Here is a 12,281-nt window from a genome sequence, read left to right on the forward strand (position 1 = left end):
AAATTTTTTTCCTCCAAGATAGTAAAATTGTGGCTAAGAACACGCAGAGGAGGGGACAGAAAACAGAGCGTCGGCCTTGTGTTTTTATCTGCCCGGTGTAAAATCTCGAGGATTTTATCTAAATTTGCACATACGTTTTCAGATGCTTTTTATGCAGAAACAGCAGTTACAACAAAGTTTACAACAACGTCTTTCACCCCAGCAAATTCAGATTATCCGCATGCTCGAGTTGCCGGCCATCGAAATGGAAGAACGCATCCGGCAGGAGCTTGAAGAAAATCCGGCGCTTGAAGAAGGGCGCGAACCCTTGTCGGATGGTGAAACCGATGGTTCCGAGGCAGATGAAACCATATATGAAAGCCCGGAAAACGAGACCGATTTAACCCTTGGCAACTATCTTACCGAAGATGATATTCCTGATTACCAGATTCGTGTAATGAACGGCACAAACGAACGACGCGAAGATATTCCTTTTTCTGCCGGCCCTTCGCTCCATGACTTCCTTGTCGAACAACTCAGTCTTCGGAATCTGACCGAGGAAGAAAAGAAAATAGGCGAATACATCATAGGGAATATTGATGACGACGGTTATTTGCGTCGCGAACTGTCGGCCATTGCAGACGACTTGATGTTTAAGGCTGGGGTAGATGTGAACGAATCCGACATCGAACCAACCTTAAAAGTCATTCAGGATTTCGAACCCATCGGTATCGGAGCGCGCAACTTGCAGGAATGTTTGCATATCCAGCTCGAGAAAAAAGAACAGACACCTTACACCCGTCAGGCCACAGAAATCATTGATTGTCATTTTGAAGCTTTTATACGGAAGCATTACGACAAGATTCAGCGGGCCTTGAATATAGACGACGAAACCTTGCGAGCCGTTTTACATGAAATAACGGCACTTAACCCCAAGCCCGGCAACGGCTGGAACGAATCTTCCGAGAGTGCCATGAACGAAATCACACCCGATTTCATCGTCGAAAATCACAACGGTGAACTGACGCTGAGTATGAATCAGCGCGATGTGCCCGACTTGCGCATCAGCCGTGAATACAGCGATATGTTTCGCGATTATGCCGGCAACAAGACGAACCGCAGCCCGGAGATGCGCAATGCCGTTCAGTTTGTCAAACAGAAACTCGATGCTGCACAGTGGTTTATCAATGCTGTTCGGCAACGTCAAGAGACTTTACAGCGTACCATGGAAGCGATCGTCGTATTGCAAAACGAATTTTTCCTCACCGGCGATGAAACGAAGCTCCGGCCGATGATTCTGAAAGACGTAGCCGAACGTGCGGGATACGATATCTCGACCATCTCGCGTGTCAGCAACAGTAAGTACGTACAAACGAACTTCGGGATTTTCCCGCTGAAGTACTTCTTTTCCGAATCAGCTCGTAACGATAGCGGTGAAGAAATATCTACACGTGAAATCAAGCAAATTATGCGCGAAACCATCGATGCGGAAGATAAACAGAATCCTGTTACCGACGATGCGCTTTCAGTCCTTCTGAAAGAGAAAGGCTATCGGTTGGCACGCCGTACCGTGGCCAAATATCGAGAGCAAATGGAAATCCCCGTAGCCCGACTCCGAAAAGAAATTTAAAACAGACCGTTCCATTACGGTTATCGGAAAGTTTTTTATCTTTGTCGCGGAATAACATTAACCCATAAAAAATTAGAATCATGAATTTCCCGACAGAATTAAAGTACACCAAGGACCATGAATGGATCCGTGTTGAGGGCGACTGCGCCTATGTAGGTATTACCGATTATGCACAGAAAGAGCTGGGCGAAATCGTCTATGTTGACATTCCCACCGAGGGTGAGCATGTAGCTCAGGAAGAGGCGTTCGGCTCTATCGAAGCCGTAAAAACCGTTTCAGACCTGTTGATGCCTGTATGTGGCGAGATTCTCGAAGTCAATTCCGAACTCGAAGATAAACCGGAGTTGATCAATGAAGATCCGTATGGCAAAGGGTGGATCGTAAAAATCAAACCGGACGACGTAAGCAAAGCTGAGTCTCTGCTTTCTGCTGCCGATTATCAGAATCTTATCGGATAAACTGGTATGAAACCGGTTGTAAGTATCATCATGGGCAGTACGTCAGACTTGCCCGTGATGAATAAGGCGGCACAATTCCTCGACGAGATGGAAATCCCGTTCGAGATGAACGCTCTCTCGGCCCACCGTACTCCCGAAGAAGTGGAACGGTTTGCCAAAAATGCCGCCGGACGCGGAATCAAAGTCATTATTGCAGCGGCCGGTATGGCGGCACACCTCTGCGGCGTGATTGCTTCAATGACAACGTTACCCGTCATCGGCGTACCTATCAATGCTTCGTTGGATGGTATGGACGCGTTATTGGCTATCGTACAAATGCCGCCCGGTATTCCCGTCGCGACAGTAGGCATCAACGGAGCACAGAATGCTGCTATTCTGGCTGTACAGATGCTTGCCCTTGGCGATGAGAAGTTGAGCTCTCACCTGGCAGCTTATAAGGAGGATTTGAAGAAGAAGATCGTCAAGGCCAATGAAGAGTTGGCCGCTGTGAAGTTCAAATATAAAACGAATTGAAACGCCGCCACACATCGGTTGTAACGATCGGGAATACTCCGCTCGGAGGAACCAATCCTGTTCGTATCCAGTCCATGGCCGATGTTTCGACCATGGATACGGATGCTGCCGTAGCTCAGGCTCTCCGTATGGCCGAAGCGGGTGCCGAATACATACGCTTCACGGCGCAAGGTGAGCGGGAGGCTCATAACCTCGGTCTTATCCGCAGCAAATTGCGCGAAAAGGGGTGTGAAACACCTCTCGTGGCCGATATTCATTTTAATCCTAAAGCGGCTGAGGTGGCTGCTGTTCATGTCGAGAAAGTCCGAATTAATCCCGGTAACTATGTAGATGGGGTACGTAAATTTCGAAGCACTGATTATACGGACGAAGAATATGCAGCCGGGCTTCAAAAGATTCGCGACCGCTTTATTCCTTTTCTCCGTCTATGCCGAAAACATCGCACGGCTATCCGCATCGGTGTCAATCACGGCTCTCTTTCGGATCGTATCATGAATCGTTATGGCGATACGCCCGAGGGTATGGTCGCCTCATGTATGGAGTTTCTCCGCATTTGCAAGGAGGAGCATTTCAACGATGTCGTACTTTCCGTCAAGGCTTCGAATACAGTCGTTATGGTGCGTACCGTACGACTTCTCGTGCACATGATGGAAGCCGAAGATATGTATTATCCATTGCATTTGGGGGTGACTGAGGCCGGTAACGATGAAGACGGACGCATCAAAAGCGCCACGGGCATCGGGGCGTTGCTGACCGACGGTATCGGCGATACGATCCGTGTATCGCTCAGCGAGCCTCCCGAAGCCGAAATACCCGTCGCACGGAAGCTGGTACATCATATTGAGGCCTGCAGGGAGGTCGAATTCACCGATATGCCCTCAACCTATCAAGGTACGGTCACGGATTATACGAGGGAGACGAAAGCCGTCGAAATCATCGGTGGAGAACATCTTCCTGTTGTTATTTCATGCCGGAAACCGGATGATCTTGCGATTTCAACAGTCGATCGGCCGGATTATTTTCGGGTATCTTACAATGATAATGACACACAGTCTGTACACGAATCAAATATCTATCGCACAGGCGAAACTCTGAAGCCGAGCCATGTCCGTTTAATGGAAGTTACCATTGCCGATCTTACCCCAGCATTTATTGAAGAAATCAAGGGGCAGGAGGCTGTTGTCCTGATCTTGAAAAGGCTCTCGGCCGACGGGGTCAACGAGGCGCGTGCAGCTGTCCTTCGTCTTAAAGAAGCCCAATCTCAAACGCCGCTTATCCTGCATCGTCATTATAAGGAGACCGATCTCGAAAACCTTCAGATCAAAGCGGCGGCCGATCTCGGCGTGTTGCTTATCGATGGAATCGGTAACGGGGTTATGATTACGAGCGATGGGTTCGATGCTTCGGTGACTGATCGCCTTGCTTTCGGTATCCTGCAAGCTGCACGTGCCCGAATCAGCCGTACGGAATATATATCATGCCCCGGATGCGGACGGACACTTTATAACCTGCAAACAACCATCTCCCGTATCAAGGCGGCGACATCTCACTTAACGGGGTTGAAGATCGGTATCATGGGATGCATCGTCAATGGACCCGGTGAGATGGCTGATGCGGATTACGGCTATGTCGGTGCGGGACGTGGTCGGATCAGTCTGTATAAGGGGAAAACGTGTGTACTCAAGAATATCCCTGAAGAAGAAGCCGTAGAGCAATTGCTCAAGTTAATTGCCGAAAACCTCAGCATCGAAACCACAGCGCCTCCGACAGACCTCAACGAGCATCCACTACGTCGCGTAGCAAAAAGTCGGTTATTGAAGCCATGACTTCGCGCGTATAGTCATCATTTTTAAAAAGTCCGAAATGACATCCGAGGTTGGTCAGGTTTGACATTTCAAGGAATGGGATGATTTTACGGGCGCGTTTCATGACTTCTTCACCCGGAAATAAACAGTCGGATTTATCGGCAACCAGACCTACCGGTGCGCGAAACTTATGTAAATCTTTCTTCCGGAATTCTTTCCAATCTCCTTTGGAAATCTTCATATGCAGAAAGAGTATTCTGGCCATTTCGATTAAGTCGTCGTGTTCGAACGAAAGCACCGGCATCAAGTGTTTTTTTAGCAGTTCATCGGTCAGCTGTTCTTCATGTTTATCTCCCATACGCATCAGCTTCTCGACTTTCAATGACGAGTTCTTTGTGATACCGGCCGGCTGAACAAGCAAAAGCCGCCGGACGCACAACAGCGCTTCCGTACAGAGTTGTAAGGCGATATTGGCCCCCCATGAGTAACCTAATACCGCACATTCCCGAAGTCCCAGACTGTCCATGACTTGGAAAGCCCACTGCCCGTATTCGTATTTGGCCGCCTGCAGACGTTGTTCCGCGCTGAATCCTACTCCTCCCGGCACATCCGGTGCAACGAGTCGTAATCGCCTTAAATCCAACCCTTCGATAAAAGGGCGCATCGCCAACGGGTTGGTGACCCACTCTCCACTGAAACACATGACGGGCATACCGCTCGGGGAACCGTAATACATGACGTGTGTATCTCCGAAACATGTTTCCACCATCTGTTCCGAAAGAGGGACTTTCAATGCCAGCAAATGTTTACGATATAAATCGTGAAGCAATCGCCTGCCTTCAGCTGATTGATACACTTCGGTATTGTTTCTTTTCATTACAGGTATAAATTGAACACTTACTTAAGTATAAGTACTGTGTCACGGAAAAAGATATTCATACCCTGTCTTTCCGTGACACAGTATTCTTTATATTTATCTGTCTATTTAATAATGATCTTTTGTACCATTTGATCAATCTTGACGATGTATAATCCTTTGGCCAGTGAGAGGGCAATTTCACCTGCCGGAAGTTGTTGATGGTAAGAGAGTGTACCCATCACTGTGTATATCTGCACCATGGCGGGTTGATCCGTCCGAATATGTATACCGTTTCTGTCTGCCCATACTGCTGCATATTCTTCAATCAATTGGTTTGCCGTAGGTTTGATGCCGGAGAACCGAACGTTCAGAGACTCCGTCACGTAACGGAACACGACCGTCATACTGCCGTCGAGGTTCTTTGTTTTTTTCATTCCGCCATCTTTATCCTGCCATTTGGAACCGGTTGTGATCTCCAGCTCATCGAGTGTATATCCTTCGTCCGGCGTAATCGTGAACGTAAAATTCTCTCGCGAAGGAACCGAATGAATTCCTTTACCGGGTTTCGTCTTGGCATGTTCACATTCGTTGATCACGACACTATGACTCAACTGAGTCGGCGGCAGATTTTTCGGAATAAATTCGTATGCTCCGATATCCACCCGGTCGTCATAGATTCGTTCCCCTCCCGCCAGGTCCTTTGTGCACCCGGCAGTAATAATCGGCGGATTCCATCCCGCATTGTTTGCTACGCTCCGCAAGTCTTTCAAACGATAGTCTCCGGCCACCATCCCCCCGTTAGTATTGAATCCGGGCTTGGCAAAATACAGGATGCCGGTATGATTATCTCCTGCATTCGTGCCCAATAAGTTCCATGCGTTAGGAACGTCTATACCTTCGATCACGCAGAAAGAATACTCCGTACCGACTGCCATATTCACAATGTTAGGAAGGATTTGCGATGCAATCGTACGATTATCATAGATGATACTATTCATGACTTTCACACCTGTTGTCTGCGCATTATACATCCCTGCTCCCGACACTCTTGCCTGATTCCCGGAAAGAGTGACATTCAGCAGATTCGTCGCACCTCCTTCATTGTACATGCCGGCGCCTCGATTTGCCTGATTCCCACTTATCTCGGTATTGATGAACAACGGACTTCCAGTTGCACATGTTCCGCGTGAGAGAGTATATACGCCGCCGCCTTCGTGTGTGGCCGCATTGCCGCGGATGATACAATTGACAATCGTCGGAGAACCATTGTCATTAAAGATACCGGCGCCCTGTTTAGCCATACCTCCGGTAATGATGAAGCCATCCCACCGTGCACCGCGACTGACTCCACATCCTCCTTCGGGATAAGAACGATTCCCGTCAATCCGGATAACCGACGAGTCTTTACCTTGTAATATCGTCGGGTGGGCAACGATCTTACGTTCCTCAATCGCCGACTCCGTACCCCCAAAGCCTCCGTACACTTCTACACTGTCGTAAGCCATCACGTACGAGCCACCGGCAGGCGTATAGACCCCTTCAGCCATCCATATCCGGTCGCCCTTGCCGGCAACAGCCAGAGCCGTATCCAGGTTCAGGAATGCATCTTTCCATGAAAGACCGGTCTGTAGTCCGGATGTTGATCGCTTGTTCACGAAAAAGTCGATTGTTTTTCCTTGTATGTTGACTGTTCTTTTCGCAACCATTTCGCATCGCATCGTGTCGCCCGGAGCATAACTGATTCCTTTTTCAAAGATTTTCAATTCGATCTGTTTTTGGCCGATGGTTGTCCAAGTGACACTCGGAGCGGCAACCGTTGATGAAGCCGGTGTCCCTTCGGCAAATGTCCACGTATATCCCGAGATGGACGATGAGGCATTTTTTACGGCAAAGGTTTGAGGCACATTTACTTTGGCCGGTTTTCCCAAAGGTGTACGGAGTATGGTAATCATATCCGGGTCGTAGCATCCAAGAATGAGCTTCTGGGCTGTAGGAGTAGAAGGAAGTCCTCTGACAACGGATTTGATGGAGTGCGTGAATTTGTCGGCATAAGAGGATGCATCAGCCAACGTATAGGTCGTACCGTCTATGGTTGCCGTTCCCGGCACGACGACGATTCGTCCGTAGGGAGCATCATGGTGTGTGTCGGTAGTGATCCTGAACCTCCGTTCCGGTTCACTGACGAGCGTGATAAATTTATTGCGTAGCGGGTCACCGTTGGGAGCGGGATTCAACGTATCTTTTTCCAAAAAGATATCATCCATAACGTACGCCGTTCCCCCGAGATTAAACACAGAGACCGTTCCCCCGTTTTTGTCAGCCGCCATGAAGATGCCGTTGCCTACAGGCGCCTTATTGTTCTGTATCGTTGCGCGTCCAAGGATGCTTACTTCTGGAGTATTCGTTGCATGCGAGCCGATAAAGAGGCCTCCGGCTTTTTGAGAAGCCTGATTACCGCTGATTTCGCCACCGGTCATATAAAGTACGGTTTGGTTATTGACACCGATGCCGGCTGCAGTCGGCGCCTTATTGCTGGCTATTCGTCCTCCGGAGATACGGATGGTATCGGTCAGCCCGGAAGCATAAATTCCCCCACCGCTCTCTGATGCCGTATTATAAGCGATTTCGCCGAAGCGGAGATGTACTGTAGCATGTGAATCCATCGAAATACCACCTTGTGTCGTTTTCGCAGCATTGTGATTAATACGTCCACCGGCCATGTATAGAGTTCCCTGAGCTGTGGGTGTTCCCGAAAGGGCGACCCCTCCGCCATTCATCCCGGACTGATTATTACGTATGCCGGCATTGTCTTGCAAATAAATTCGGCCGGATTCATTCGCTACCCCGCCGGCTACTTTTTTCGACCGGTTATTGTATATACTGGTATTGTCGTTCATATGCAGTGTTGCACCGCCTCCGGCACCTCTCATGCTCAGAGATACCCCACCTGCCAATTCGGATGCTTCATTGCTGTGTACGGAGGCATTACCTTGCATTTCGACCGTAGCGTCTGTGTAGGCAGCTATTCCGCCTCCGCTTTTCGAAGCGCAGTGATGGATGGAAGCACTTCCGTTCATGATGAATTTGTTTTCGCGTTGTGTTACTCCGCCACCGGTATTTTTACTATAACAGCCATAGACAGACGAATTACCGTTCATCATAACAAGCGAACCATGCCCGCTGAAGATTCCTCCCGCGTCGTTATCATCAGCTTCGGACATACATCCGGCAATCGTGGCATGGCCATTCATCGTTACCACCGAATTGGGTCCTGTACTGCAAATGGCGCCGGCAACCGTTCCGGAAGCGGCTCCGGCGGGATGATAAGAACATAACCGAATAAGAGAGCCGTTGTTGAGGGTTAGCTTCCCGGAGTTCCGGATTCCGGCACAATCCCCTGAACCGGTGTTATGGTTATTCTGTAAGATCGCACCGTCGTTAAGTATCAGCGTAGCACCGGCATTTATAAGGATGAGCGGATGATCGGCCATAAGGCCACTGTTCGTACGGGTCGTATCGGCCTGCACCGTGAGAGCCTGTTGGTCCCATAAAGCGCCTCCGTCAAGCACAATACCCTCCATGAGGAGGGTAGCATCATTTTGTACCGTGATCAAAGACGTAAGAAGTGCTGCGCTGCGTTTGAGTGTAAATATCCCTCCCGCGCTTTTCAATACGATGTGCTGGCCGCTGTTTACGGTTACAGCCGTCGTCATACTGTGATTCATTGTGGCTTCGATGGTCGTAGGAATTCCTGTTGTGGGGACGGCAGCCACGGCCGCACTCAGTGTCGGGTAGTCCGTTGTCCCAATGCGAAACTGCGCTTGTGCAGCATAAGCTACCCCCAGGCAGAGGGCAAGGATTCCAAGTAATTTTGTTTTCATGTCCTTATTTATTATTATGAAGAATTTAACTGGTTTGCAAATGTCGGAGACATTATAAATGTCACCACAAAATTAGATGTAAATTATGAGAGGAAAAAATATTTTTCAAAAAAAAACTGTGCGTTCAATATTATTCTATATATTTTAGCTGTATAATCTAATATACAAAGCATAAATCTGTTGTAAGATGGATCGGGGCCCTTACTGTCAGAATATCTGATTATGCTCTGAATGGCTTGAAATGGTTGAGATCTGTCGGAAGAATTGTTATTGATTTTCACCTGTTTTTTATTGCCTTTAAAAATTCAGATTAAACGAAGGTCGGATTCTTTATTTTTTTATATCTTTACAGCGAAAAAGGCTGAATACGATATTTTGAAGAAAATCACCAGATAAAAAAGATTCTTATGAGAGCACAAAGAAAAAAAGGAGGGCTGAAGGTATATGCCGTATCCGGAAGCCATGTGGTTTTGCTGGGCATTCATTTGCCCGAAGAAGAGTGCGAGGAGTTGCTCGGCTTTTCGGTTTTGCGGGAAGACCATACCGAGGGGGAGAGGTATTATCTGAAAGCATCGAAAGTTTTTGAGGAGACGGACCCGAGGCTCAAACCCGGCACGCAGTATTCCACGCATAAGTTTCCCATTCAGAGTTTCCAGTGGGCCGACTATTCGGCCAAGCCGGGATATGCCTACACCTACGAGGTGTCTGCCCTGAAGGGCACGCCGGCCCATTTAACGGTCTATGCCACCGTGCGGGTGGCGATACGTACCGAGAAAGAGGAGGACGTGGGGCACAATGTCTTTTTCAACAGAGGGTCGGCCGCCTCGCAGGAATATGTGCGGCGATTCGGCGATGTGTCGCCGAAGGATGTGCCGGACAATAGGGCGTTTGAATGGCTCTCGCGTGGGGCCTACGAAGCGCTGGTGAGTTTTGTGGAGTCGTGCGGGCCGGAGCACAGCTTGCGGATTGCGGCCTACGAGTTTCATTACCGGCCTTTTCTCGAAGTGATCGGGAAAGCGATGAAGCGGGGGGTGGATGTGCGGATTGTTTACGACGGACGGAAGGAGTATCCGCGCCTGATCAATGAAGCGGCCATCCGCGAGACGGGGCTTGCCTCTTGTTGCACGCCCCGCCTCAACGGCAAATCCTGCATTTCGCACAATAAATTCATCCTGAAGCTCGAAAGAGGCCGTCCGGTATCGGTATGGACGGGTGGGATGAATTTTTCGGAAGGAGGCATTTTCGGACATTCCAACGTGGCGCATGTCGTCAACAATCCCGCCATTGCCGAGCGGTACGCACGCTATTGGGAGGCATTGCGAAGCGACCCCGAGAACGGGCCGATGAAGAAACGGGTGGAAGAGATCACGCCGGCATTCGCTTTGCCGTTCCGGGAGGAGGAAATGGTGGTCTTCAGCCCGCGCACCGGTATGGAGGTGCTGGAGAATTATGCCGGTATGGCACGGTCGGCCAGGCATGCGTTGTTTATGACGTTCGCTTTTGGAATGAACGAAGAGTTCAGGAAGGTGTATCAGACCGCACGCACGCCGTTGCGATATGCACTTATGGAGAAAGCGTGCATGGCCGGAAAAGACCGGGAGAAATTTGAAAGGGAGAAGAAGGAGATCGAAGCGATCCGGCGTAAGAAAGAGAATGTATTCGCTATTGGCAATATGATCCGCACGAATCGTTTCGACGGATGGCTCCGGGAACGGCTCACAGGATTGAACTCCAACGTGAAATACATCCACAACAAGTTTATGCTCATCGATCCGCTGGGCAAAAACCCCATCGTGGTTACCGGTTCGGCCAATTTCAGCGTCGCTTCCACGAAGAACAACGACGAGAATATGGTGATCGTCCGCGGCAACCAGAGGGTGGCCGACATCTACCTGGGCGAATACATGAGGCTGTTCAGCCACTACTCGTTTCGTGAATCGCTGCAATGGCGCGACCCTCTCGAAAAACCGAAATACCTGAGAACCGACGACTGGTGGAAAGATTATTTCCGGGACAATGCACGGGGAGCACGGAGAAAATATTTCGCTCAGGTCAGCGAATAAAAAAAGGAAGAATATGTTTCTTCCCACAAGAGGTGGAGTATAGCGGACTCGAACCGCTCACCTCGACACTGCCAGTGTCACGCTCTAGCCAGATGAGCTAATACCCCCTCGAATTATTTCACGGCAAAGGTAACGTTTTTTTCAACAATAGCGCTACCTTTGACGGGAAATTTACGGACTATGCTTGTTTTTTATACGACATTTCATCTCTCACACAGGAAATATGAAGAGGGGCTTGCTTATTTACGGACGGTTTACATCCCGGCGGCAACGCGCAGCGGTCAACTCCGATCGCCACGTTTGCAGCGAGTCGTTCATGAGGTGGAAGGTGCGGAAGGAGTCAGTCTGTCTGTGCAGTTCGGGGTAAGCGATGAAAAGACGTTACAAGCCTGGATGTGTGACGAGGGGGCAGCGTTACATCAAGAGCTTGTCGCGCGATTCGGACATGAGATGGCGGGGTTCTCGACTGTACTCGAAGAACTTGATTTGATATGAAAGGAGGGGGGGCGACGGCTTTAGAACGGATTATTCTCGGGATTGACCCTGGGACGATCGTTATGGGATATGGCGTACTTTCCATCAATGGGCGAAAAGCAGCCCTCGAAACGATGGGCGTGTTGAAGTTAGACCGTTATGAAGATCACTATGTACGTCTGCGCCGCATTTATGAACGTGTCATCTCGCTAATCGACCAATATCATCCAGACGAGATGGCGATCGAAGCGCCTTTTTTCGGGAAGAATATACAAAGTATGTTGAAGCTGGGACGTGCACAGGGGGCTGCCATTGCCGCAGCGTTAAATCGTGACGTGCCGATATTCGAGTATGCGCCGTTGAAGATTAAGATGGCCATCACCGGTAACGGACAAGCGGCTAAAGAGCAGGTGGCCGGCATGTTGCAGCATATCCTCCGTATTCCCGACGAATGTATGCTTCCGCAACTTGATGCGACGGATGGGCTGGCCGCAGCCTATTGTCACTATTTGCAAACCAACCGGCCCATGCCCGAAAAAGCATACACCGGTTGGAAAGATTTCATTGCTAAAAATCCCGGCAAGGTGCGGTGAAAATAAACAGTTGTGTTCTTTTCCGC

Annotated in this window: 9 protein-coding genes and 1 tRNA gene; 7 read left to right on the forward strand and 3 right to left on the reverse strand. The window is 49.4% G+C overall.

The features are described from left to right. Window positions 1–151: 151 nt before the first annotated feature. The 4 genes from rpoN (at window position 152) to ispG (ending at window position 4,406) form a co-directional block, all read left to right on the forward strand. Window positions 152–1,609, forward strand: a complete 1,458-nt coding sequence (gene rpoN, locus Tanf_RS05965; protein WP_046825254.1) for an RNA polymerase factor sigma-54 — start codon at window positions 152–154, stop codon at window positions 1,607–1,609. Window positions 1,610–1,689: 80 nt separating this feature from the next. Next, complete coding sequence (gene gcvH / locus Tanf_RS05970) at window positions 1,690–2,067, forward strand: glycine cleavage system protein GcvH (RefSeq protein WP_014224526.1); 378 nt, start codon at window positions 1,690–1,692, stop codon at window positions 2,065–2,067. A 6-nt stretch (window positions 2,068–2,073) separates the two neighbouring features. Then, complete coding sequence (gene purE / locus Tanf_RS05975) at window positions 2,074–2,580, forward strand: 5-(carboxyamino)imidazole ribonucleotide mutase (RefSeq protein WP_014224527.1); 507 nt, start codon at window positions 2,074–2,076, stop codon at window positions 2,578–2,580. Next, window positions 2,577–4,406 carry a (E)-4-hydroxy-3-methylbut-2-enyl-diphosphate synthase gene (gene ispG / locus Tanf_RS05980; protein ID WP_046825255.1) on the forward strand — a complete coding sequence of 610 codons (1,830 nt, stop codon included), beginning with the start codon at window positions 2,577–2,579 and terminating at the stop codon, window positions 4,404–4,406. Before purE ends, ispG begins: the two co-directional genes overlap by 4 nt. On the opposite strand, the gene Tanf_RS05985 is transcribed toward ispG, so the two are convergent. After that, window positions 4,354–5,262 carry an alpha/beta fold hydrolase gene (locus tag Tanf_RS05985; RefSeq protein WP_046825256.1) on the reverse strand — a complete coding sequence of 303 codons (909 nt, stop codon included), beginning with the start codon at window positions 5,260–5,262 and terminating at the stop codon, window positions 4,354–4,356. The genes ispG and Tanf_RS05985 overlap by 53 nt on opposite strands. 104 nt (window positions 5,263–5,366) lie before the next feature. Continuing rightward, a complete protein-coding gene (locus tag Tanf_RS05990) occupies window positions 5,367–9,125 on the reverse strand; it encodes a T9SS type A sorting domain-containing protein (protein ID WP_046825257.1) in 3,759 nt (1,252 codons plus the stop codon). A 407-nt stretch (window positions 9,126–9,532) separates the two neighbouring features. On the opposite strand from Tanf_RS05990, the gene Tanf_RS05995 reads away from it, so the two are divergent. Continuing rightward, window positions 9,533–11,188, forward strand: coding sequence for a phospholipase D-like domain-containing protein (locus Tanf_RS05995; RefSeq protein WP_046825258.1), 1,656 nt, complete (start codon window positions 9,533–9,535; stop codon window positions 11,186–11,188). Between the two features lie 33 nt (window positions 11,189–11,221). Here Tanf_RS05995 and Tanf_RS06000 read toward each other — a convergent pair. Further along, window positions 11,222–11,295: transfer RNA gene (locus Tanf_RS06000), tRNA-Ala, on the reverse strand. A 73-nt stretch (window positions 11,296–11,368) separates the two neighbouring features. Here Tanf_RS06000 and Tanf_RS06005 point away from each other — a divergent pair. Both Tanf_RS06005 and ruvC read left to right on the forward strand, forming a co-directional pair. After that, window positions 11,369–11,683, forward strand: a complete 315-nt coding sequence (locus tag Tanf_RS06005) for a DUF4286 family protein (protein ID WP_014224532.1) — start codon at window positions 11,369–11,371, stop codon at window positions 11,681–11,683. Further along, on the forward strand, window positions 11,680–12,255 hold the full coding sequence (ruvC, locus tag Tanf_RS06010; RefSeq protein WP_014224533.1) for a crossover junction endodeoxyribonuclease RuvC: 576 nt from the start codon (window positions 11,680–11,682) through the stop codon (window positions 12,253–12,255). Before Tanf_RS06005 ends, ruvC begins: the two co-directional genes overlap by 4 nt. Window positions 12,256–12,281 lie beyond the last annotated feature (26 nt).

Source organism: Tannerella forsythia (assembly GCF_001006485.1).
Taxonomy (GTDB): domain Bacteria; phylum Bacteroidota; class Bacteroidia; order Bacteroidales; family Tannerellaceae; genus Tannerella; species Tannerella forsythia.

Bases quoted from the DNA above. Each gene is read 5' to 3' on its own strand.
- Tanf_RS06005 (WP_014224532.1), top strand. From the start codon at position 11,369: ATGCTTGTTTTTTATACGACATTTCATCTCTCACACAGGAAATATGAA.
- gcvH (WP_014224526.1), top strand. From the start codon at position 1,690: ATGAATTTCCCGACAGAATTAAAGTACACCAAGGACCATGAATGGATC.
- purE (WP_014224527.1), top strand. From the start codon at position 2,074: ATGAAACCGGTTGTAAGTATCATCATGGGCAGTACGTCAGACTTGCCC.
- Tanf_RS05985 (WP_046825256.1), bottom strand. From the start codon at position 5,262: ATGAAAAGAAACAATACCGAAGTGTATCAATCAGCTGAAGGCAGGCGA.
- Tanf_RS05990 (WP_046825257.1), bottom strand. From the start codon at position 9,125: ATGAAAACAAAATTACTTGGAATCCTTGCCCTCTGCCTGGGGGTAGCT.
- Tanf_RS05995 (WP_046825258.1), top strand. From the start codon at position 9,533: ATGAGAGCACAAAGAAAAAAAGGAGGGCTGAAGGTATATGCCGTATCC.
- ruvC (WP_014224533.1), top strand. From the start codon at position 11,680: ATGAAAGGAGGGGGGGCGACGGCTTTAGAACGGATTATTCTCGGGATT.
- rpoN (WP_046825254.1), top strand. From the start codon at position 152: ATGCAGAAACAGCAGTTACAACAAAGTTTACAACAACGTCTTTCACCC.